This window comes from Brenneria izadpanahii, assembly GCF_017569925.1.
GTDB classification, from domain to species: Bacteria; Pseudomonadota; Gammaproteobacteria; order Enterobacterales; family Enterobacteriaceae; genus Brenneria; species Brenneria izadpanahii.
The window spans coordinates 30,716-53,538 of record NZ_CP050854.1 but is presented as its reverse complement, the minus strand read 5'-3'; the positions used below and the strand labels follow the sequence as shown (position 1 = coordinate 53,538).

Below are 22,823 nucleotides of genomic sequence, written 5' to 3'. Positions count from 1 at the left end.
CTCTACCTCTGTTACTGCTTGAGTTTGGGGTCGAGAGCATCACGCAAGCCGTCCCCCATCAGGTTAAACGCCAATACCGTCAGTAAGATCGCCACGCCGGGGAATGTCACCACCCACCAGGCGCTTTGCGCAAACTGCAAAACGTCGGAAAGCATAGTGCCCCACTCGGGCGTAGGCGGCTGCGCGCCCATACCGAGGAAACCCAAAGCAGCCATATCAAGAATGGCATTGGAAAAGCCCAGCGATGCCTGCACGATCAGCGGCGCCAGACAGTTTGGTAAAATATTGACGAACATCTGGCGCATCGACCCCGCGCCCGCCACGCGCGAAGCCGTTACGTAGTCGCGGCTCACTTCAACCATCACCGCCGCGCGGGTCAAACGCACGTAGTGCGGCAACGCCACAAACGTCAGCGCCAGCGAGGCGTTGACAATCGACGGCCCGAAAACCGCCACCAGCACCAGCGCCAACAGCAGGCTGGGCAACGCCAGCATGATATCGACGACGCGCATGATAATGGCGTCGACCACGCCGCCGAAGTAGCCGGCCAGCAGGCCGAAGATCACCCCCAGAATCAGCGACAGGACGACCACCAGACAGCCGACCAGCAGCGACAGACGCGCGCCGTACATCAGCCGGGATAAAATATCGCGGCCGACGTCATCCGTACCCAGAATAAACCGCCAGCTTCCGCCATCCTGCCAGACCGGCGGATGGAGCAACGAATCGCGGAACTGCTCGGACGGCAGATGCGGCGCCAGTACATTCGCGCCAATCGCAATGACCAGCATCAGCACGACATAAATCATGCCGATCACCGCCCCTTTATTACGTTTGAAATAGTGCCAAAATTCCTGGAACGGGGTCATCGGCTTCGGCGCGCTATTTACAACAGGCTCAGTCAGTTGTGTCATCTCAGCCTCCCCTTATTTCTTATGACGGATACGTGGATTGACCACGCCGTAGAGCACATCGACCAGCAGGTTAACCAGAATGATCATGGTCGCCACCAGCAGCACGCCCCCCTGTACGACCGGATAATCACGACGCTGTAAGGCATCGATCAACCAGCGTCCCAGTCCCGGCCAGGAGAAGATCGTTTCAGTCAGAATCGCGCCGGCCAGCATCGTGCCGACCTGTAACCCGATAACCGTCACCACCGGCAGCATGGCATTGCGCAACGCATGCACCACAATCACCCGCAGACGGCTCAACCCCTTGGCGCGGGCGGTGCGAATGTAATCTTCGCCCAATACCTCCAGCATGGCGGAACGCGTCATACGCACAATAACCGCCAACGGGATGGTGCCCAGCACCACGGCGGGCAGAATCATATGCTCCAGCGCATCCACGAAGTCGCCCGGTTCGCCCCAAAAGAAGGTATCAATCAGCATGAATCCCGTCAGCGGCATGCTTTCGTCAAGGAAGACCGTATCGCTGATGCGCCCGGATACCGGCGTCAGGTTGAAGTGAACCGACACCAGCATGATCAGCATCATCCCCCACCAGAAAATAGGCATGGAGTAACCCGCCAATGCCAGACTGATGGAAGCGTGATCGAAGATAGAACCGCGTTTTACCGCCGCCAGAACGCCGACGGGAATACCCACGCTGATGGCGAAAATCATCGCGCAGATACCTAATTCCAGCGTCGCTTTAAAGCGCGGGACAAATTCTTCCCAAACTGGAATGCGACTTTTGAGAGAAACGCCTAAATCGCCATGTAATACACCGCCGATATAATTGACGTATTGTTGCCACAGCGGCTTGTCCAGCCCCATTTCAGCCATAAGCTGAGCATGACGCTCAGCAGAAATTCCGCGTTCCCCGGCCATGATCATAACCGGGTCACCCGGGATCATGTGCACAAAAGCAAAAGTCAGTAGAGTAATACCGATAAACGTTGGGATAACCAGCCCCAAACGCCGGAGTATGAACTGCAACATATCCCGAACTCTCTTTTAAGCGTCCGATTGCTCTTAGGCTATCGGACTTATATGCTCACATTTGAAATTTAACGGGCAATAAAGCCCCACCGCCGCCACATCGTCAGCGACGTGGCGGAGGCAAGGCTCAGGGATTGCCCGTGAAGACGTGTTGAATTAATCCAACGACACGTTGTTGAAACTGTGTACGCCACGGGGTTCGATAACATAACCCTTCACATTTTTACGAATTGGCTCATACACGGTGGAGTGCGCCACAATCAGCGCCGGCGCCTGATCGTGCATAACGACCTGTGACTGTTTATACAGCTCGATCCGCTTTTCATGATCGGAGGTAGTGCGAGCAGGCTGGATCAGATCTTCAAACGGCTTGTAGCACCACTTGGAGTAGTTCGATCCTCGTTTCGCCGCATCACAGCTAAACAGCGTGGCGAAGAAGTTATCCGGATCGCCGTTGTCGCCGGTCCATCCCATCAATACGGTCTGGTGCTCGCCGTCTTTGGCCCGCTTAAGATATTCGCCCCATTCATAGGTGACGATCTTGGCCTGTACCCCGATTTTAGCCCAATCCGACTGGATCATTTCGGCCATACGGCGCGCATTCGGGTTATAAGGCCGCTGTACCGGCATCGCCCACAGGTCGATGGTGAAACCGTCCGCCACGCCCGCTTCTTTTAACAGCGCCTTGGCTTTTTCCGGATCGTAGCTGTAGTCCTGTACGTCGTCGTTATAGCCCCACATGGTCGGCGGGATCAGGTTTTTAGCGGGTTGTCCCGCGCCCTGATAGACCGCATCGATAATGGCGCTTTTGTTCACCGCATAAGTCAGCGCCTGACGCACTTTCACATCATCCAGCGGCTTTTTCTGCACGTTGAACGCCAGGTAACCGACGTTAAGGCCCGGTTTTTCCAGCAGCGTAATGTTTTTGTCTTCTTTCATACGCGCCAAATCGGCCGGATTGGGGTACGGCATAATCTGACATTCGTCTTTCTGCAATTTGGCGTAACGCACGGAAGCATCCGGCGTGATGGAGAACACCAGACGATCGATGCCCGGTTTTTTACCCCAGAAACCGGGAAACGCGGTATACAGAATGCGAGAATCTTTCTGATATTGCTGCAATTTGAACGGCCCGGTGCCAACCGGATTCAGGTCGATCTTCTCCGGCGTACCGGCTTTCAGCATCTTATCGCCATACTCCGCCGACATAATGGAAGCGAAATCCATCGCCAGATCAGCCAGGAAAGGCGCTTCCGCCCGGGTCAACTCAAAGCGGATCGTGTAATCGTCCACTTTTTCAATCTTGCTGATCAAATCCGGCATCCCCATGCCCTGGTAGTACTCATAGCCGCCGCCGGACACTTTATGATAGGGATGATTGGCATCCTGTTGACGCAGGAAAGAGAACAATACGTCATCGGCATTGAAATCACGCGACGGTTTGAAATCTTTGTTGTCCTGCCACTTCACGCCTTTGCGCAGATGGAAAGTATAGATTTTACCATCTTCACTGATATCCCATTTCTCAGCCAGACCGGGTTCTATATCGGTTGTCCCGCTTTTGAATTCGATCAAACGGTTGTAGATAGGAATAGAGCTGGCATCAAACGTTGTTCCGGAGGTGAACAGTTGCGGGTTAAACCCTTCCGGGGAGCCTTCGGAACAATAGACCAGCGTTTTAGCCTGTAGTCCGGCGGCGACAGACATGGCCAGCAAGCCAAGCCCGAGTTTCAAAGCCCTTGATTTAGCCAAGGAATTTCCCATTATTTGTGCTCCATTGTGGATGATGTTGTGTTGTTCATTAGGCCGGGCCGCTATTTTTAAGTGTAATGGTCCGAACCTTGCCCGAAGGCGCAAAATTAAAATAACGGAGAAAGCGGCGAGACAGCCTACGGCCAATGAATACGAGGAATCATTCAGGCATTCACTGTTTTCTTCCCTTTATGACGTCTTAAATCTGTCAACAGATTACAGTTGCGTCAATACAAGCTGTAGGGATTTACAAACAGCCGGGCCATTTCTCATTGGTTCAAAACACGAAAAAATCGCAAATAACAGTTATTATTTTTTATAAAATAATTAAAAACCAGTGTAAAAAACTATAAAAATACAAAAATAAAGAAATTACCACCATCAAAAAAACTATGAGAATATTCTTCTATATGTCCAAGATATGAGCACTATTCATTGTGAAAAACGTTATCGGCAGGTGAAAATCCTGCAACTATATAAGCTAAAGTGATATCTAAATGAAAGATAGAAGTTTTGAACATACTATCTACGCGTCATAAAAAAACTTTGTTGCGCTATGAAACGATAATGTGGAAGGGGGTGGCCGCAGCCGATTTGCCCACCGGCTAAAGCGTCGGGATGTTGCTGAAGAAAACGCGCATATCCGTTCCGCTGCTCAAGCGGTCAGAGACATGTTGATAGGGAATATCTGGTTTCCGGCCATCTTTTCTATGTTGGAAGCTATTAAGAATGGATTTTTGTCGGTAAAAAACGCTTTTATTAGTTTTTGATTTGATTATTTACTTATTTTAATAACGTGATATGTTTATATTACATTAACGATGTCCCCACCTTAATTCTTATAAACACTATATAATAGCCATTCTTAAATTAATTTAATTACAAAAAAATGATATAAGTTATTTAAAAGGAACTTGCTAATAAGTTCACAAATAATGAAATCACATATTATTTTTAACATTAACCCATGCTAGATTACGGATTAATAAAAATACTCGTTAAATAAAACCTCCACCATTCTTAGTTTTTCGTTACGCATTGATGAAAAACAAAAAAATGGATTTCTTACTTTTATCTGAAAATGAACGCAGGACTCTCCTGTACCGTACTGTCATAGCAGGGTGAATACAATGAAAAAAACTGACACTGATATTCTCTGTGAGAACGATCTTGCCATAGATACACCCACATCCCTCTCACTTGTAGATACTATTTTCAACAAGAAAATCGGGGCCGTCCCTGTCCCGCTTTTTATTGCTATCGCTGCTATTGTTTTTATTGCAGCCTACGCAGGATATTTACCCAAAAATATGATCGGCGGCTTCGCGGTCATTATGAGTATGGGTTTTTTATTGGCGCATATCGGGCATAAAATTCCCGTATTTAAAGATATCGGCGGCCCGGCAATTCTTTGTCTGATGGTGCCTTCTATTCTGGTGTATTTTCATTTATTTAATGATAACACGATGAATACGGTTCATCTGCTGATGAAAGAGGCGAATTTTCTATATTTCGTTATCGCCTGTCTGGTGGTCGGCAGCATATTGGGCATGAACCGGAAAATCCTGATTCAAGGCATGGTCCGTATGTTTGTGCCGCTGGTGGTGGGTACGGCAACCGCGCTGGGCACCGGGCTGCTGGTTGGCAAACTCTGTGGCTATAGCTTCTACCACACCTTCTTTTTCATCATCGTTCCGATTATCGGCGGCGGCATCGGCGAAGGCATTCTGCCTTTATCGCTCGCCTACTCGGCGATTTTAGGAGAAACGCCGGATGTTTACGTCGCGCAACTGGCGCCGGCCGCCGTCGTCGGCAACATCTTCGCCATCTTCTGCGCAGGCATCCTGTCCCGCCTGGGTATGCGCCGAAAAGATCTGAATGGCGAAGGCCGTCTGGTGCGCAGCGAGGAAGACAACGCCATCTTCTCCGTAACCGAAGCGCCGAAAGCGGTTGACTTTCATCTGATGGGCGGCGGTTTGCTGATGATCTGCGCGTTTTTCATCGTCGGCGGTTTGTTTGAAAAACTGGTTCATATCCCTGGGCCGGTATTGATGATATTGATCGCCGTATTCTGCAAATATAGCCGCGTCATTCCCGCCACAATGGAAACCGGCGCACATAGCGTTTATAAGTTTGTTTCCAGCTCGCTGGTGTGGCCGCTGATGATTGGATTGGGCATGCTCTATATCCCGCTGGAAAGCGTGGTGTCGGTCTTCTCTATCGGTTATGTCATCGTCTGCGGTTCAGTGGTGCTTTCCATGGCGCTGGTCAGCTTTTTCATCGCGCCTTATCTGAACATGTATCCGATAGAAGCCTCCATCGTCACCACTTGCCATAGCGGGCTGGGCGGCACAGGCGACGTTGCCATCCTGTCTGCGTCCAACCGCATGTCGCTGATGCCTTTCGCTCAGATCGCCACCCGTATCGGCGGCGCTTCCACCGTGATCGGCGCCACCCTGTTGCTGGGCTGGATCGTCTAATTTAACCGCTCATTATCTGCAATAGGCCAGCCGGCGTTATCGGCTGGCCTATTTATTTTTTCCGCCCAAACCGTGACCTTCCCCCCTTATTTCTGTTTATATATACCCAAATACGTTTCAACACGCAGGAGAGGCCTCGCCAGCCAGGCAGATCGGATGACCATGGCGAGCGTTCTATTGCTGAAAAAATAAAAGATAACATTTTTCAAATCTGATCGGAGATAAGACGTTATGTATCAGTATGCCCTGGTGGGCGATGTCGGAGGGACCAACGCGCGTCTCGCGCTTTGTGCATTGGAAAACGGTGAAATTTCATGCAATAAGAATTATGCCGTGTCCGAGCATGACAGCCTGGAAGCGGTTATTCGGCTGTTTCTGGCGGAACACGCTTCACTGACGATTAAACAAGGTTGTATCGCGATTGCCTGTCCCATCGTCGGCGACTGGGTAGCCATGACCAACCATCACTGGGCCTTTTCCATTGCGGAGCAAACGCGGAATCTGAATTTTGACCGTTTGGACATTATCAACGATTTCACCGCCGTCAGTATGGCGATCCCCGCGCTCAGCCCGGATGACGTGCTCCAGTTCGGCGGCAACCAGGCGGTGGCCGGAAAACCCATAGCGATTTATGGCGCAGGCACCGGATTAGGGGTGGCGCACCTCGTTCCGGTGGCGGGTAAATGGGTTAGCTTGCCCGGTGAAGGCGGCCATGTCGATTTCGCGCCAAATAGCGAGGAAGAGTCATTAATTCTCAAAATACTGCGCGACGAATTCGGCCATGTCTCGGCGGAACGCCTCCTGTCCGGCTCGGGTCTCGTCAATCTGTACCGGGCGATTGTCATTGCCGATAACAGGACGCCGGCGCCGCTGACGCCAAAAGATATTTCCACTAAGGCGCTGAAAAACCACTGCGTAGACTGCCGGCGGGCGTTGTCGCTGTTCTGCGTTCTGCTGGGGCGCTTTGGCGGCAATCTGGCGTTAACCCTGGGAACGTTTGGCGGCGTATACATCGCTGGCGGCATTGTTCCGCGCTTTCTGGATTTCTTCCTCAGCTCCGGCTTTCGCACCGCTTTTGAGGATAAAGGGCGGTTTAAAGATTACCTGGCCGATATTCCGGTTTACCTGATTACCCACCCGCACCCCGGCCTGCTTGGCGCCGGCGCCTGGCTGCGTCAGGCAAGCGGCTATACGCTATAAGGCTATACGCATGACGACAGGGCCGTAAGCCGGCCCTGAATCAGCGGCGAAAACCGTCACTACTCGCAGTACTGGCGTAATGCGTCCTGCTTTTCCGGCAACAGCCGGTAGAGATACACCGGTCTGCCGGTGGAGCCATAGAGAATGTTGGTAGCCAGGATGCCGGTATCCGCCAGGTAAATGAGATACTTACGGCACGATACGCGGGAGATGCCGATAGCATTGGCCAGCATTTCCGTTGAGAACTCGGTTCCCTGATTCCCTTCAATCCATTCACATACGGTGCGTAGCGTTAAGCTGGTCAATCCTTTCGGCAACTTCTTGCGCTCGCTGGCTGAGTTACCGCTGGTACGGCGGATCAGGCTATCAATATCGGACTGCGCCACAAACTCACGGTGCTTGAGCAAATTGGCTTCTTCGCGATAAGCCGTCAATGCCTGTTCAAAACGGGAAAATTGGAAAGGTTTAATCAGATAATCCACCACGCCGTAGTGCAGCGCTTTCTTGATGGAAGACACGTCGCTGGCGGATGAAATAATGATCACATCCGTCTTTTCACTGAACTCCCGAATGGTCGGCAACAAATCCAGCCCGTTGTCCTGCTGCATATAGATATCCAACAGTACCAGATCGATGCCTGAATCCGGCTGCATCAGTAAGTTTCTCGCCTGCTGCAACGTGGGTACCGTTGCATAACAGCTAAATCCGGAAACCTGATTCAGATAAGATTTGTTCAGTTCTGCAACCATGGCATCGTCATCAACAATCAGTACATTAATCATGGTCTAACGGCCTTGCTTGATAAGGTATATTAACGAAAAACTGGGTATAAACCTCAGGTTCCGACTCAAAATCGATGTTTCCGCCTATCTTTTCCAAACTCTGTTTAGTCAGATACAGGCCGATGCCCCGGCCACTGCCTTTCGTGGAAAAACCCTGTTCATAAATGTGTTCCTGATTCTCCGGTAAAATGCCGGGACCATCGTCGCCAACGGTGAGGTGCAAGCGTCCATCCTGATGGTGAAAACTCACGCTGATCTCACAGTTTTCCTGCCCGTCGATGGCATCCATCGCATTTTCAATCAGATTGCCCAGTACGGTAATCAACTCATTGGTCGCATCCACGTCATCCGTATCGGGCAGCAAACTATCTTCGCTAATTGACAGCGTGATGCCGAGATCGCGGGCGCGGTTAATTTTGCCCAACAAGAAACCGGCAATCACCGGGGATTTTACCTTACGGATAATCGAACCGATTTCCGCCTGATAGTTATTGGCTGTTTTCAAAATATAATTCTCCAGTTGAGAATAATATTTCAAATGCAGCATCCCCAGAATCACATGCAGCTTGTTCATAAACTCATGCGATTGCGCCCGTAAGGCGTCCGCATAGTAGGACATCCCGGACAGACGCTGTAATAACTGGCTGATTTCCGTTTTATCACGGAATGTGGCGATAGCGCCGATCATATCGCCTTTAACAAACACCGGTACGGTATTGGTCAGCAGCAGATGACCGTTAACGTTGATTTCCTCATCGCGCCGCGGGATACCATTCTCCAGCACCGGCTTCAGATGCAGATGCTCCAGCCACTGCTCTCTAATACTCTCGGCCGTTTTGTCCACCGACTGGCTGCCTCCTTGCCGAAATAGCCTTATCGCCTCATCGTTAATCACCGTGATGTTAGTCTGAGTATCGACCGCAATCACGCCTTCCTTAATCTGTTTCAACATCGCATTGCGCTGTTCAAACAGATTGGAGATCTCAAACGGTTCAAAACCCAGCATGATGCGCTTGAGTATTTTCACCAAAACCAAGGTTCCCAACCAGCCAACCAGCGCCCCGGCCAGGATAGCCCAGGGGATCATCCAGCGGTTCTCGCGGATAACCTTCTGCACGCTGGTCAGCGCGATACCCACGGCCACAACCCCGACCTGCTGATTATTATGATCAAAAACGGGCGTAAACACCCGCAGCGCGGGATCAAGCGTACCTCGATTGATTGATGAATTCTCCATCCCCAGTAAGGCGGGATAGATATCCCGGCCGGCAAAGTATTCGCCGATCCTTTCCGGCTCAGGGTGCGTATGACGAATAGTATGCATATCGGTAACGGTAATGAAGAGCAACTGATTACGCCGGAGGATAACCTCTGCCGCCTCCTGTATGGAGCCTGGATTACCAATTCCGTTCAGTTCATCAATGACCACGGGCGAAGCGGCAAAGGTGCGGGCGATAGCGAAGGCTTTTTCCCGTAAATGATCCTCCGAGAGCTGGTTAATACGGAAAAACAGCAAGGCATACACAACCAACAGCACTGCGCCAATCACCGCCGAGACCATCAGAAACACCGAAGTACCTAACTTCAACGGTGCTCTTTTCTTATTCATGTCGCTCTCCGGAATAACTATTATTACATCGTTATCTTATACTTTTTCACCAGGTTTCGCGTGTCAGCGAACGCGGAATTCGCCGCAGAGCGCGCCATTTCAGATTAAATCAGCATAGAAACAAAGAGGTAACCCGATAGATTTCACGATACCGCCAGGCAATCATGGAACCAATCCCCCGCAAACCGGGCCGGAAAAACCATTGGAAAATCAATCGGTCAGGCGAAAATTGAACGTTGTTTGCAGTTTGCAGCGGCTGCCCATCAACGGGCCCACGCCGCTGCAACTTGAAACATCTCAGGAGAGATCCTGCCTTACCAGTAACCGAGCGCTTTCCACCACATGCCGCCGACAACCAGCCAAATAGGGATGATCACCAGACTGACGAAAAAGCCGATTTTCCACCAGGTGCTTAACGGCATATAACCGCAGCCAAACAGAATCGGCGCCGGACCGCTAGAGTAATGGGTTGTGGACATAAACAGGTTACTGAAAATACCGAAGACCAGCACCGTCAGCATCGGCGGCGCCCCTGCCGCCAGCGCAATCGAAACGAAAATCGCGTACATGGCGCTGATATGGGCAATCGCGCTCGCCATCAGATAGTGGCTATAGTAGTAAACCAGCAATAGCAGACCCAGCATCGGCAACCAATGCATACCGCTTACGGCATTTCCCGCCAGGCCGCCCAGCCAGGCGATCAGTCCCATCTTATTGAGCTGGCCGGCCAACGTCATCAGAACGGCGAACCACACCACGGTGTGCCAGGCCTCCTTTTCACTGACGACATCGTCCCAGGTCAGCGCCCGGCTCAGCAGCAGTACGCACAGGCCGGCCAGCGCCGTCAGGGTGGCGTCAATCTTCAGCGTCGCGCCAAGCACCCAAAACGTAACCAGCCCCAGGAACACGCCCAGAACGACCCATTCGTTGCGGCTCATCGGCCCCATTTCACGCAGGCGTTCTAGCGCGATCGCACGCATTTCCGTGGTTTTTTTCAGTTCCGGCGGATAGAAGCGGTAAACCAGATAGGGAATCAAGGCCAGCGAGAGGAAACCGGGCAGCAGCGTTGCCAGCGCCCAGTCAGTCCAGCTTATATGAATACCGAACTGTGAAGCCAGTTTAGCCACCATCGGGTTACCGGCCATGGAGGTCATAAACATGGCGGACGTCACCGCATTGCACTGGAAGATGGACTGTACCAGAAAGGCGCCGATGCGCCGTTGCGTTCCCTTTTCCGGCGTCGAGTCATAAGCCTCGGAGATAGAACGGAACAGCGGAGTGATAATCCCGCCGCAGCGCGCAGATGTGGAAGGCATCGCCGGGGCAAACAGCAGATCGGTGAAGACCAGTCCGTAAGCCAGCCCCAGCGAGCTATTGCCCAGCTTGCTGATAAACAGCAAACCGATGCGCCTGCCGAAGCCGGTTTTAATAAAGCCGCGGGAAATAAAGAATGCGCAGGCTATCATCCAGATGGTGGGATCGCTGAACCCCGCCAGAACATCTTTAATGGATAACAGACCCAATATCGCGACCGATGTCAGACTGAACATCGCCATCGCGCCCAACGGATAAGGCGAGAGAATCAATCCCACCACCGTTGCAATAAAAATCGCCATTAAATGCCAGGCGTCGGGACTAACTCCGGAGGGTACCGGAAGTAACCATAATCCAACGGCGAGACAAACTATAATTAAAAGCTTTAACAACCTGCTATTATTTGCAGACATAAAATACCACTCTTCATTAATACGGAATTCGTTAACTAATAACGGATGTCCCGTGCGGAGGAGTTGGTATTTCTTATTCTTCCTTCATCACCCTGCCTGCTAATACGGAATTAACTATCGCAACAGGAAACATCAGCTTAAAAGAGCGAGAAAGTAATGGCTAAGGGTGATTTCTCGCCCATTAAATTCTGATAACCAATAGAATCATAATAATGTAATATCGTTACAAATAGAGATTACTTTACTTACTAAATATATTTATTAACTTAATAATCAGGGTAATAATTTCAAGAAGCGACCAATAAATAACAACTAACAAACATTATGTTAACCTAATTATAAATTTATAAAAAAATATAGCTAATAAATTTCAAAGTACAGGACAAAGCCTCATCGTTTTGAGCAACGCAAAGCGTTGGCTCTCTAACAACGGGCGTCCTTCGGCGAGAGACCGGGCATCTCTCCTTAATTTTCAGGCGCTTACTCAATGGGATGAGTAAAGGCCGGCAACGTGAAAAATAACGAGCAGATAATCCATATATTTCATATGGATTATCGATATCACGATTAATTAAATAGCGGGTGACGATTATTTATTTTTCAGCGGTCCATTGCCGTTAAATAAATAGTCCTAGCAGAGGATTTCTCTCTTTCGGTGTATTTCCGTCGCCGTGAAAACATTATTCCTGGCAAACGGATATTATACCGCCCAAAATAAGATCGCCAGGATTTGCGGCGACATAATGCGCAGAAACATGGCCAGCGGGTACACCGTGGCATAAGACAACGCGGCCGCCCCGCTGGTGGGATGCAACCCATTGGCGAACGCCAGCGCCGGGGGATCGGTCATTGACCCGGACAACATGCCGCACAGCGTCAGATAATTCATTTTGCTGATAACGCGCGCCATAATCCCGACAATCAGCAAAGGGAAAATGGTAATCAGCGCTCCATAGCCAATCCACCAGATGCCGTCCCCGTGCAGCAGGGTATCGATGAAGCCATCGCCCGACTTCAGCCCGACAACCGACAAAAACAGCACGATGCCCAACTCGCGCAAAGCCAGGTTGGCGCTGGGAGGCATAAACCAATATAGCTTACCGATGCCGCCGATACGTCCCAGAATCAAAGCAACCACCAGCGGCCCTCCCGCCAGTCCCAACCGCAAAGCCGCCGGGAAACCGGGAATAAATATCGGGATGGAACCCAGCACAACGCCGAGGCCGATGCCGATAAATACCGGCAACATTTGCACCTGCTGGAGCTTCTGTTGCGCATTTCCCACAATATCGGCAACGGCGTCAATCGCGCTTTTCCGCCCGACCAGATTGAGAATATCGCCGAATTGCAGGCTCGCATTGTTGCCGGCGATCAGTTCAACGCCGGCGCGGTTAAGGCGGGAAATCACCACATCGTAGTTTTGCTTCAGATTTAATTCGCGGATCTTGCGTCCCAATACTTTTTCATTGGTCACCACCACCCGTTCCACATGCAACTCCGTGCCGCGGGTTGACAGCGCGGTATCCACTTCATGACCGATCACCAGCCGCGCCTGTTCCAGATCGGTTTTCGTTCCCACCAGATGCAAATAGTCGCCCAACTGAATAACGGTGGCCGGAGAAGGCACCATCAATTCATCGCCGCGTTTCAGGCGGGAACACACGATGGCGTCGCGATTCAGAATCGGCACGTCCTGGATCGCCAATCCCTGCAGGTTGGCGTTCGTTACGGACACGTTTATGGTGTGCAGTTGTTCATGGTGCATGCCATTATTATTATCAAACTGCTTGGCTTCCGCATCGACCGCCACGCGAAACAAGACGCGCATGAACCACATTACCAGCAGAATACCGCAGATCCCCAACGGGTAAGCCATTGCGTACCCCATCCCCATCTGATTAACCAGCGCGCTATCGGAGCCGAGATCGGTCAGTATTTGCTGCCCGGCGCCGAGAGAGGGGGTGTTGGTAACCGCGCCGGAAAAGATCCCCAGAATGATGGGCAGAGGGACATTAAAGATTTTATGGATGATGACGGTCACGGCACAGCCGAGAAATACCGTCAGAATAGCGAAACCGTTGAGGCGCAGACCAGAAACGCGCAATGAAGAGAAAAATCCCGGCCCAACCTGAATGCCGATGCTATAAACAAACAGGATCAACCCGAACTCCTGAATAAAATGCAGCATGTCGTCATTCAGCACGAACTGGTAACTCTGGGCGAAATGCCCGACGATAATCCCGCCGAACAAAACGCCGCCGATTCCCAAACCCACGCCGTAAATCCGCCAGTTACCGATCCACAGCCCCACAACCGCCACCAGAGCCAGCATACTAACGGTCAGCGCGATATCACTCATACCTTGTGTCCTTCCTTGTGCAAACGCATTTCATTTGAAGAAAAACATAAGCAGCTCAGTTAACCATCGATATTTATTGTGATTAATTCTGGCAGAATGGCCGAAAGGGAAACGTGGCGGGCAGCACAAAAAGTATCCAGAAGAAAAAAACGCCGGGAATCTCATGAACGTATCCCCCACTTAACCAGCAGGGAGCGGATAGATAAAGGCGGCGTGGCCCCCGTTTTCGAATAGCGCGGAGCCTTGGCCGGCAGAGCGGATCGCCGGAATGAGACGAGTAAAAAAACGCCCGCCGCTCGGCTAAGCAACGGGCATCACAAACAACATAGCGATAAAAGGAAAGAGGCTAACCGTTACTCGGCAGTGGGCTGATCCGCCTTATCAGATATTTGAGCCGCCTCATCGCCGGATGACTTGGTCAATACCGGACGGCCGCCGCCGATGGCGATACGCTGCGGCTGCAATGCTTCCGGTATTTCGCGGACCATATCGATATGCAGCAGCCCGTTTTCAAACTTCGCATTGGAAACATGCAGATGCTCGGCCAGCGTAAAGCTCAGAGAAAAAGGTTTAAACACCAACCCCTGGTGCAAATACTCCACTTTCTCTTCCGGCTGCGCCGGGCTGCCCTTCACCGTCAGGCGCGGGCCTTCCACTTCAATATCCAGATCGCTTTGCCGGAAACCCGCCAGAGCCAGCGTGATGCGATAATGGTTATCGTCTTTTTTCTCAATGTTATAGGGAGGAAATTCAATAGGTTCCTGGTTCCCCTGCATCGAACTGGCTAATTTGTCAAAACCGATCCACTGACGCAATAAGGGTGATAAATCATAGTTACGCATACTCATTACTCCTTCTATGAAGCGAGACAATCTCTCCCAGCCGCGGCGACGCCGCTGGGTTCGTCCCCATTCGGCAGACGATAGTTATTACATTAATTCGTTACGATATGACCGCAGACGCGCATGCCGCTTATTTAATTTCGATCCGGCGCGGTTTCATCGTTTCCGGCACAATGCGTTCCAGATCGATATACAGCAAACCGTTTTCCAGATTGGCGCCTTTGACCTGTATGTGTTCGGCCAGCTGGAATTTGCGCTCAAAATTACGCTCGGCGATCCCCTGGTATAAATAGTTACGGGCCGCAGGTTCACCGGCATGCGCCCCTTTCACGGTCAATAAGTTATCGTGCGCGGTGATCTCCAGTTCCTGCTCGGCGAAACCGGCGACGGCGATGGCGATGCGGTATTGATTCTCGTCGACTAATTCGACATTGTAGGGAGGGTAGCCGCCGTTACTCTGGGTTTGGCCGGCTTCCAATAGATTGAACAGGCGATCAAAACCGATAGCGGAACGGTAAAGCGGCGAAAAGTCTGGGTTACGCATAAACAGCCTCCTAAAAATTCAGCGAGGATTTATATCAGCCTTCCCTAAGGACAGGCTCACCGTTCGGACAGATACCCTTACGGCATATCTTTCTCTCCGAACTTGTCATTAAAGTGGTGACCGATCTCAGACTTTCAATAGACTAATAGAAAAAATTATCGCTTTTCATGCAAAATTCACCGATAAGAGTCCTGTTATCACATACACTTAAACCATTGATGCCGAGGCGTAGCCGAAGATCACGCTTATCTGGCTGCGATACGCCATGGATTTCAAGGCGCCGCCAAACGGATTCCGATGTATTCGCGCAGGATTCAGAGGATAGAGACCAGCAAATAAAGCTGTAGTTTCAGGTAATAAGTTATATACCCAATAGATTTCGAGTTGCAGGACAAAACGTTGTCGTTTTGAACGGCGCAAAGCGTTGGCTCTTTATGGGCGAGGTTCAGGAAAGGGCCGGATAATGAACGCCGCCAACGCGCCGGCGACTTAAAAGACGAAGGGTATAGAGAGTCAGGGCAGATAAGCCCTCCCTACTCCTAATGGACGATAATATGACTATGCTGAAAAGTGCTTTATTTTCTTTCATCATCGGCAGCGGGGCAATGGTAGCCAGCGGTTGTTCCAGCGTCATGACGCATACCGGGAACGATCAGGGGTACTATCCCGGAACGCGGGCCAGTATGGATATATTGCGCGATGACGATACCAGTTGGGCGATGATGCCGTTGGTCATACTCGATCTGCCATTCTCCGCCGTAGCGGATACCCTGTTGCTGCCTTATGACTATTACCGTGCGGGCGGTGATAAAACCACCATGCACGACCGAATCTTACACAGCGAACAGCAGAACCGCACCGCCAGTTCACAGACGGCCGCCGCCGCGCCGGACAATCAGCTTTAAACCGATATTCGCCATTCTTTACTTTGCCGAAGATCTTGCCGGCGCTTTCAGAATGGCGTAGCCGCCACGATAAATATCTGATTAAACCCGCCGATTTCACGCATATAAGCGATATGCCGTCCGTCCGGTGAAAACACGACGGCGTCCGCGCTGGGCGCGTTTTCCGTGCGGGCGGTCAGACGAACCAACTTTCCGCTGTCGGCATCACACAGCATGATGCTGTTATCACAGACAAACGCCAATCTGCGATCGCGCGGATGCCAGTTAAAGGCCGACTGAACGCCGGATACCGTGCGCGTCACCTGACGAGGCTCGCCGCCGTTAGGCGAAACCGTCCACAGTTGCACGACCCCGTCATCATCCTTCATCAAAAAGGCAATCTCGCTGCCGTCCGGCGATGTTCGCAGCCAGTGACGAGGCTGATTCACCAGGCCGGGACAGCGGCGGCGATGGGTAAACGTCAACCGACGCTGCCGTACGCCCACAGGCGGCGCGGGCATTGTCGTCGGCGTGCCCGCCAACGGCGCATCGCCCTCTTTGGCGTAACCGGCCAGTTGCGCCGGTAAATCGGCCAGGAAAACTTCAGGCACTTTTTCCCCGCTAACCGAAAGCGTATCGCCAATAAAAGCCAGCGCCCAGCGTTGCCGCGAACCATCAGGCCGACGATAGCCTTTCGAACCGACCCAGCCCTCTTCATATGCGCGGTTGATGTCATCGCTGCCGGGCCGGGGATGCGGCGTGGTGCGGCTGACCAGCACGCAATAGTGGCTGCCGTCATACTCGCGCGGATGCCGTTTCTCGACCGATACCGGATGCAGCGGCACGGCAACGCCGACATTACGTAAATCCAACGCGGCATCATACTCATGCAGCACATGGTCGTTATAGGTAAAACTCAGGCGGCTGGCGTCCGGGCTGAAGACATGAACGTGCGTTCCTCCGCGCAGCGCCCCCGCCCGGTAAGGCGGCGTAATCGAGAGCGCATCCAGGGTTATCGCCTTGTCGCGCCGGCTGTCGTTGACGATCGTTCCCCGGCGGTGATGAAAATCATACTGCCAATGGCGATCGGGATGTTCCGGTCCGTGGATAAACACATAGCGTAACGGCTCGACCGGACTGCAGGTTACGACGCCCACATGCGCGCCGTCGCCAGCCTGATAAACAACCTCGTTTTTCCCGGTGTGAATATTCACTCGCGCAATAGTCAACCCAGTGAACGAACTTCCGTGAGGGCGAACATCATAAACTATCCAGTTCCCATCACATGACCAGATATTAATATTGGTAATTTGATGACCAATAGCATTAAAAGTTAACTGTAGTTCTTCATGCAAAATATCACCCCGTAAAAATAATAAACTTCAATAGATTGTAAATATATTTCAGTTTTATGTATAAGCGTTTGTTTTACATTTAAAAAATAAGAACAATTACACCATTTTTAATTCAAAAAATTTGAACACAGCCATCAAAAACATTAGATTTCCAGCAGATAAACATCGGCGTAACCTTTTTGTTATCGAAAGGCGATGACCTTTCATTCCATCATGCAGAATAGGATAAGACATTATGAAAAACGTAAAAACGATCGCTGCTGCCGTTGTACTCGCTACCGTCTCTTTCGGCGCTTCCGCCGCTGAGTATGTCTCTGCCCAGCAAGCTCAGAGCATGGAAAAAGTGGGAGTAGTTTCCGCTACGGCATTTGATCTGGACACGTTGAAAGCCCAGTTGGCTGAAAAAGCCGATAAGGCCGGCGCTAAAGCCTTCACCATCACTTCAGCAACCGGTAATGACCAGATGCGTGGTACTGCGGAACTTTATAACTAATACCGTCGGTTATCACACCATTTCACCTGCCTTCCCCCGGATTGTCCCATCATCAGGACAATCCGGTTTTTTTATAAACGAAGAAAAAGGGCAATGCGGACGTTCTCCTCCGTTTCATCTTTTACCGCGTCTGTTAGGCGCCGCTACTGAAGAACTCTCCAAGTTTTACCGCCAGCCATCCGATCGGCGTCGTTGCGCCGCCAACGATGTTGGTGATCTCAGACATCCCCTCAGGAATTGGAATATTTGAATTAACGGCCGCCTGGGTGTATTCGGTGGAAATATCGGTGCCGACATAAAGAATAGAGACCAGCACTAAGGTGCCGGAAATAAACATTCGGAACATATTGCGTTTGCAGAAAGGGGTAATCATCGCCATCAGGAACATCAGGGAAGCCAGATCGACGAAGGGAAGTACCCGGTTGCCCGGCAGAATGACCGACAGAACCACCGCCATCGGGATCAACAGCAACCCCGTCGCCAGAACCGAAGGCTCGCCGATCAGCAGCGCGGTATCCATACCAATATAGAAGTCCCGATCGGGATACTTCTTTTTTAGCTTATCCTCAGCCGCATCACGCACAATGAGCAAGCCCTGGATCAGAATCTCAATCATTTTCGGCAGTAGCAGCATAGCGGCCGAGACTTTTATCGCCAGCGATACCGCATCGGCGATGCGGTATCCCGCTAAAAACGCAAGCGCCAGCCCCAATATGAATCCCAGCGTCAGCGGTTCTCCGAATACGCCGAACTTTTTATTAATATGCTCCGGCTCTAGATTTATCTTTTTAATTAACGGCGTCTTTTCCAATAAAAAATTGGTCACGATACCGAAAGGGACATAAACAATACAGGTTAAATGGGGGAATGAAATGCCTTTCAGGTTGTAATTGCGCTGGATGTAAGGCGCGGTAAAATCCGCCGCTATCAGCGTCAAGATAAAAATAACGAAAGTGAAGCCTACCGATAACCAATAATTGTGGGTTCCCGCATAAACTACGGAGCCGACTATCAGGAATATCCAGTAATTAAAGATATCGATATTCACCGTTTTCGTCAGTTTTAAAAGCAGCATGACCAGATTAATGACGATGAATCCCACCACCACAGGCAACATGATAGGGGAGCCCCATCCTATTGTCGATGCGGTCGGCCAGCCGGTATCGACAACGGTCAATGACAACCCTATCCGCTCCACCATAGCCTGAGAGGCTGGCCCCAGATTCGTCAATAATAGATTAATTACCAGACCGACGGCTTCAAAACCGATGCCGACAAGCATACCGGCCTTAAAAGCAGAGCCTATTTTCACACCGAAGCATAATGCGATGATGAAGAATATAATGGGCATCATTACTGATGCGCCAAGACCGATAATACTATTTATAATATCCATAGTACGCCCTTACGAGAAAAGGAACACGGCATAAAAGGCACATAATAAGCGCCAATTTTATGTAATAGATGATTGATAAATTCGTTGATTTTAAAACTTAATCTTCATTCCTTACCTTTATCTAATTTCTCCAGCAGGATATCGGCGAAAAGTTTCGGCGTATTGCTGAAGGCATCAATCGTGCTGCCCGCCATATGGGGAGTAATAGTCACATTGTCCAGTGCATAAAACGCGCTATTATCTTGTAATGGCTCATTATCGAAGGTATCGATCGCCGCCCCCATAATGCGCTTTTCCTGCAATGCCTGCAGCAGATCCCGTTCATTAATCAGCCCTGAACGCGCCGTGTTGATAATGACGGCGTTTTTCTTCATTAGCCTGAAATGATGGGAATTTATCAAATTTTGCGTCTCTTCCGTCAGACGCGCATGAACAGAAATAATGTCGGCTTCTTTTACCAGTTCATCCAGGTCATTTATCTTTTTATAGCGCGCGTGATGTTCGACATATTTATCAAAGAAAATGATGTTCACGTCGAAGGCGCTGAGGAATTTCGCCACCAGTTGAGCAATATGACCGAATCCGACCAACCCGATGGTTTTCCCGCCCAACTCCGGAATACATGCCTGATTGGGAAAGTCTTTTCGCCAATATTTACCTTTTAACGCATCATGCGCCCTGGCTATGTTTCTGGTCTCCGCCAACATCATGCCTATTGTAAACTCCGCTACGCTTCTCGCATTACGCCCAGGGGTATTTAATACGGCGATGCCTTTTTGACGAGCGTAACCGGTATTGATATTTTCAATTCCGCCTCTTAATACGCCGATATATTTTAGTTTCCCGGCCTTTTCCATTACCGAGATATTGACGGGCGCGAACTGCGTAATGATCACATCAATATCTTCAATACCTTCCAGCAAGGCTGCGGGCAATTGCACGGCCTCGGCGCCTTGTTGTTCAATCTGCAAATTATCCAGTTGAAGCTTTTCAATTGATTCGTGCTTCCATTCCCTGACAATGACTTCAATACCGTTATCCTTAAGTTTTTGCAGTCCTGAATCCATAGTGGCTTTATTGATAAAAAGATCCGCAATAGCAAGACACTTCATTTTACTCCTCCTCATGGTTAGCGCATCAGCATCCCGCCGGTCACATCGACGGTCGCCCCGGTCATATAGCTTGCTTTCGGAGAAACCAGAAATACCCCGATCTCAGAAATTTCATGCGGCGACGCCACACGGCCAATGGGGATCCTGTTCACGTAGTAGTCTGGATTTTCTGTAAGATTTTTTCGGATCATGGGGGTATCCATAATGCCGATGGCAATGTTGTTTACATTAATCTTTTGCTTGGCGACTTCCCTGGCCAGGGAAATAGAAAAGGCGACCAGGCCTGCTTTACTGGCCGCATAGTGGGCATGACCGGTGGTCGAACCATGAAAAGCGGCCTGCGAGGTGACATTTAAGATGGATCCCGCTTTATTTTCATGAATACAGTGATTCACAAAAAGCTGGCTGAGATAGAACACGGATTTTAAATTCACGTTCATTACCAGATCCCAATCTTCCAGCGTTATGTCATTCACATAACCGGAAAGCCAGATGCCGGCGTTGTTAATCAAAATATCGATATTCCCCAGTGTGGCGACACTTTTTTCAAATAATCCGGCGATCTCTTTATCATCCGCCAGGTTTGTTTTTATGCCAATAATATTAACGTTGGAAATATTGTTTACTTCCTGAATCAATGCGTCAGGATTTTCTTTTTCACTAAGATAGGTAAAACCGATATTCACCCCCTCTTTAGCCAGCGAGAGAACGAATTCGCGACCTAATCCAGTAGCTCCGCCCGTAATAATGGCGTTCTTGTTTTTCAGATTAAGATCCATATTATTGCTCCGAAATTATTCTATGACATAGCGACTGCAGGATTGCCACGGCAGCTGCATGTCTTTCAGAATCGTTTTATAGAGTTGATACTTTTTCTGATAAATTTCCTGGTTATCTTTATTCGGCCGAATAGTTTTCGACACATTAACCATATTATTCGATGCCGCAAAAATATCCTGGTAGTACCCGCACATCACCGTAGCCGTCATGGCGGCGCCTAACGTACCGTGTTCCTTTACGTCCACGATTTCTAATGAGCACTGGAATATATCTGAAAAGATCTGTAGCCAGATATCTGAATTGGCGATACCGCCGGCGACCCGGACGACATCGCTGAGCTGGGGATTGATGGCTCTTAACCGTTCGGTGTGATACAGGTGGCTGAATGCGACGCCTTCGTAAATCGCCCGCAGGAAGTGCTCTTTTTTATGAAAACTATTTACGCCAATAAATCCGGCGGTGGCGTCAGGTATGGTGTTTGAACCGAAAACAAAGGGGAAAAACAGTAAATGACTCTCTTGCGGATTGGTCGATGCGACCAGATCGTTGCATAAGGCATAAATAGATTTGCCTTTTTCCTGCTCCAGATGTTTATCGCTGGCCATAAAATTGTTGATAAACCATTCCAGATTACTGGCCGAGGTAGGGCTGGCCTCCGTTATCAGCCACTTGTCCTCCAGAGGGTAAATGGAGGTCATAAATAGGTTTTTATCAACTACCGGTTCATCCGTGACATACTCATTAATGCTCCACGTGCCGGTGACGATCGCCAGTTTATTGATCTCGTTGATGCCTGACGCAATGGATGACGCCGATATATCAAACACGCCGCCGGATACCGGCGTTCCCGCCGCTAATCCGGTCAGTTCGGCGACTTGCCGGGTAATCCGCCCGCAGCATTCCGTCGAAAGCCGGATAGGCGGCAGCTTGTCTTTCCAGGCGCGGATCCCCCAGAAGTCCAGCAGTTCGTCATCATAATCTCGGTCACGTACGCTGATCAGATTGGTGCCGGAGATGTCGGTCAACTCCAGATAGGCTTCCCCGGTAAGGTAGTAACGAATCAGATCTTTCACCATAAAGATATATTTTGTCTTTGTTATGGCTTGCGGTTCGCGATCGTTCAACCATGCCAGCAGCGCAACGGGTTGCCCGGCCCAGATTGACTGCATGGTCTTGGGAAGAATGTCCCTTTCAAACTCGTCCGTCCGGTACCATTTTTCAACATAGTCTTTTGCCCGGTAATCGGTGGAGATAATTCCGTTTCTGACGGGATTCCCCGCTTCATCGACCAGATACAAGCCATTACCGTGCCCGGTTACGGATATTCCCACGATATCGACGGCATCAATCCCGGCATCAATAACCGCTTTTTTGATGACTTTAATATTTGATTCCCACAGCTCTTTAATATCCCGTTCGGTGTAAAACGGTTTGGGCGTTAACATTCGGGTGGCATTGGACGCAATGGCAAGCGCATGGCCTTGCATATCATAAATAGCTGCTTTTGTTACGGTGCCGCCATTATCAATACCCATGACATATTTATTTTTCATGACCGCCTC

The 22,823-nt window shown here is 50.3% G+C and carries 18 protein-coding genes; 4 read left to right on the top strand and 14 right to left on the bottom strand.

Going from position 1 to position 22,823, the window contains the following annotated elements; translation table 11 throughout:
- Positions 1 to 11: 11 nt before the first annotated feature.
- From dppC to dppA, 3 genes are all read right to left on the bottom strand, one after another.
- Positions 12 to 914, bottom strand: coding sequence for a dipeptide ABC transporter permease DppC (dppC, locus tag HC231_RS00220; protein WP_208229197.1), 903 nt, complete (start codon positions 912 to 914; stop codon positions 12 to 14).
- Positions 915 to 926: 12 nt separating this feature from the next.
- Positions 927 to 1,946, bottom strand: coding sequence for a dipeptide ABC transporter permease DppB (gene dppB, locus HC231_RS00215; RefSeq protein WP_208229196.1), 1,020 nt, complete (start codon positions 1,944 to 1,946; stop codon positions 927 to 929).
- Between the two features lie 156 nt (positions 1,947 to 2,102).
- A complete protein-coding gene (gene dppA, locus HC231_RS00210) occupies positions 2,103 to 3,710 on the bottom strand; it encodes a dipeptide ABC transporter periplasmic-binding protein DppA (protein WP_208229195.1) in 1,608 nt (535 codons plus the stop codon).
- A gap of 1,118 nt (positions 3,711 to 4,828) precedes the next feature.
- On the opposite strand from dppA, the gene HC231_RS00205 reads away from it, so the two are divergent.
- Positions 4,829 to 6,178 (top strand): 2-hydroxycarboxylate transporter family protein, encoded by a 1,350-nt coding sequence (locus HC231_RS00205; RefSeq protein WP_208229194.1) that lies wholly within the window; start codon positions 4,829 to 4,831, stop codon positions 6,176 to 6,178.
- 231 nt (positions 6,179 to 6,409) lie between these two features.
- Entirely contained in the window at positions 6,410 to 7,378 is a 969-nt protein-coding gene (gene glk, locus HC231_RS00200; protein WP_208229193.1) for a glucokinase, read from the top strand.
- Positions 7,379 to 7,437: 59 nt separating this feature from the next.
- On the opposite strand, the gene dcuR is transcribed toward glk, so the two are convergent.
- The 6 genes from dcuR to ibpA form a co-directional block, all read right to left on the bottom strand.
- Positions 7,438 to 8,160 carry a two-component system response regulator DcuR gene (gene dcuR, locus HC231_RS00195; protein ID WP_208229192.1) on the bottom strand — a complete coding sequence of 241 codons (723 nt, stop codon included), beginning with the start codon at positions 8,158 to 8,160 and terminating at the stop codon, positions 7,438 to 7,440.
- Positions 8,153 to 9,769, bottom strand: a complete 1,617-nt coding sequence (locus tag HC231_RS00190) for a sensor histidine kinase (protein WP_208229191.1) — start codon at positions 9,767 to 9,769, stop codon at positions 8,153 to 8,155. Before HC231_RS00190 ends, dcuR begins: the two co-directional genes overlap by 8 nt.
- A 314-nt stretch (positions 9,770 to 10,083) precedes the next feature.
- Positions 10,084 to 11,496, bottom strand: coding sequence for an anion permease (locus HC231_RS00185; protein WP_208229190.1), 1,413 nt, complete (start codon positions 11,494 to 11,496; stop codon positions 10,084 to 10,086).
- Between the two features lie 700 nt (positions 11,497 to 12,196).
- Positions 12,197 to 13,855 carry a putative transporter gene (locus tag HC231_RS00180; RefSeq protein ID WP_208229189.1) on the bottom strand — a complete coding sequence of 553 codons (1,659 nt, stop codon included), beginning with the start codon at positions 13,853 to 13,855 and terminating at the stop codon, positions 12,197 to 12,199.
- 353 nt (positions 13,856 to 14,208) lie between these two features.
- Complete coding sequence (gene ibpB, locus HC231_RS00175) at positions 14,209 to 14,697, bottom strand: small heat shock chaperone IbpB (RefSeq protein ID WP_208229188.1); 489 nt, start codon at positions 14,695 to 14,697, stop codon at positions 14,209 to 14,211.
- Positions 14,698 to 14,827: 130 nt separating this feature from the next.
- Positions 14,828 to 15,241 carry a small heat shock chaperone IbpA gene (gene ibpA, locus HC231_RS00170; RefSeq protein ID WP_208229187.1) on the bottom strand — a complete coding sequence of 138 codons (414 nt, stop codon included), beginning with the start codon at positions 15,239 to 15,241 and terminating at the stop codon, positions 14,828 to 14,830.
- A 554-nt stretch (positions 15,242 to 15,795) separates the two neighbouring features.
- Between ibpA and HC231_RS00165 the strand changes: the two genes are divergently transcribed.
- Positions 15,796 to 16,146 carry a YceK/YidQ family lipoprotein gene (locus HC231_RS00165; protein ID WP_208229186.1) on the top strand — a complete coding sequence of 117 codons (351 nt, stop codon included), beginning with the start codon at positions 15,796 to 15,798 and terminating at the stop codon, positions 16,144 to 16,146.
- Positions 16,147 to 16,193: 47 nt separating this feature from the next.
- Here the strand turns inward: HC231_RS00165 and HC231_RS00160 are convergent, their stop codons facing one another.
- Complete coding sequence (locus HC231_RS00160; RefSeq protein WP_208229185.1) at positions 16,194 to 17,480, bottom strand: YidR family protein; 1,287 nt, start codon at positions 17,478 to 17,480, stop codon at positions 16,194 to 16,196.
- Between the two features lie 235 nt (positions 17,481 to 17,715).
- On the opposite strand from HC231_RS00160, the gene bhsA reads away from it, so the two are divergent.
- The gene (bhsA, locus tag HC231_RS00155) at positions 17,716 to 17,973 is read left to right on the top strand and encodes a multiple stress resistance protein BhsA (protein ID WP_208229184.1); all 258 of its coding nucleotides are present in this window, start codon (positions 17,716 to 17,718) and stop codon (positions 17,971 to 17,973) included.
- Positions 17,974 to 18,106: 133 nt separating this feature from the next.
- Here the strand turns inward: bhsA and HC231_RS00150 are convergent, their stop codons facing one another.
- The 4 genes from HC231_RS00150 to HC231_RS00135 all read right to left on the bottom strand — a co-directional run bounded on the left by HC231_RS00150 (position 18,107) and on the right by HC231_RS00135 (position 22,814).
- Complete coding sequence (locus tag HC231_RS00150) at positions 18,107 to 19,369, bottom strand: PTS galactitol transporter subunit IIC (RefSeq protein WP_208229183.1); 1,263 nt, start codon at positions 19,367 to 19,369, stop codon at positions 18,107 to 18,109.
- Between the two features lie 104 nt (positions 19,370 to 19,473).
- Positions 19,474 to 20,481, bottom strand: coding sequence for a 2-hydroxyacid dehydrogenase (locus tag HC231_RS00145; RefSeq protein ID WP_208229182.1), 1,008 nt, complete (start codon positions 20,479 to 20,481; stop codon positions 19,474 to 19,476).
- Between the two features lie 17 nt (positions 20,482 to 20,498).
- Complete coding sequence (locus tag HC231_RS00140) at positions 20,499 to 21,260, bottom strand: SDR family NAD(P)-dependent oxidoreductase (RefSeq protein WP_208229181.1); 762 nt, start codon at positions 21,258 to 21,260, stop codon at positions 20,499 to 20,501.
- Positions 21,261 to 21,275: 15 nt separating this feature from the next.
- The gene (locus HC231_RS00135; protein ID WP_208229180.1) at positions 21,276 to 22,814 is read right to left on the bottom strand and encodes an FGGY-family carbohydrate kinase; all 1,539 of its coding nucleotides are present in this window, start codon (positions 22,812 to 22,814) and stop codon (positions 21,276 to 21,278) included.
- Positions 22,815 to 22,823: the final 9 nt, after the last annotated feature.

Coding starts and splice junctions, on each gene's coding strand:
- HC231_RS00145 (WP_208229182.1), bottom strand. CDS start 20,481: ATGAAGTGTCTTGCTATTGCGGATCTTTTTATCAATAAAGCCACTATG.
- dcuR (WP_208229192.1), bottom strand. CDS start 8,160: ATGATTAATGTACTGATTGTTGATGACGATGCCATGGTTGCAGAACTG.
- bhsA (WP_208229184.1), top strand. CDS start 17,716: ATGAAAAACGTAAAAACGATCGCTGCTGCCGTTGTACTCGCTACCGTC.
- HC231_RS00185 (WP_208229190.1), bottom strand. CDS start 11,496: ATGTCTGCAAATAATAGCAGGTTGTTAAAGCTTTTAATTATAGTTTGT.
- ibpA (WP_208229187.1), bottom strand. CDS start 15,241: ATGCGTAACCCAGACTTTTCGCCGCTTTACCGTTCCGCTATCGGTTTT.
- dppB (WP_208229196.1), bottom strand. CDS start 1,946: ATGTTGCAGTTCATACTCCGGCGTTTGGGGCTGGTTATCCCAACGTTT.
- glk (WP_208229193.1), top strand. CDS start 6,410: ATGTATCAGTATGCCCTGGTGGGCGATGTCGGAGGGACCAACGCGCGT.
- dppC (WP_208229197.1), bottom strand. CDS start 914: ATGACACAACTGACTGAGCCTGTTGTAAATAGCGCGCCGAAGCCGATG.
- HC231_RS00205 (WP_208229194.1), top strand. CDS start 4,829: ATGAAAAAAACTGACACTGATATTCTCTGTGAGAACGATCTTGCCATA.
- HC231_RS00180 (WP_208229189.1), bottom strand. CDS start 13,855: ATGAGTGATATCGCGCTGACCGTTAGTATGCTGGCTCTGGTGGCGGTT.
- dppA (WP_208229195.1), bottom strand. CDS start 3,710: ATGGGAAATTCCTTGGCTAAATCAAGGGCTTTGAAACTCGGGCTTGGC.
- HC231_RS00165 (WP_208229186.1), top strand. CDS start 15,796: ATGACTATGCTGAAAAGTGCTTTATTTTCTTTCATCATCGGCAGCGGG.
- HC231_RS00140 (WP_208229181.1), bottom strand. CDS start 21,260: ATGGATCTTAATCTGAAAAACAAGAACGCCATTATTACGGGCGGAGCT.
- ibpB (WP_208229188.1), bottom strand. CDS start 14,697: ATGCGTAACTATGATTTATCACCCTTATTGCGTCAGTGGATCGGTTTT.
- HC231_RS00150 (WP_208229183.1), bottom strand. CDS start 19,369: ATGGATATTATAAATAGTATTATCGGTCTTGGCGCATCAGTAATGATG.
- HC231_RS00190 (WP_208229191.1), bottom strand. CDS start 9,769: ATGAATAAGAAAAGAGCACCGTTGAAGTTAGGTACTTCGGTGTTTCTG.
- HC231_RS00135 (WP_208229180.1), bottom strand. CDS start 22,814: ATGAAAAATAAATATGTCATGGGTATTGATAATGGCGGCACCGTAACA.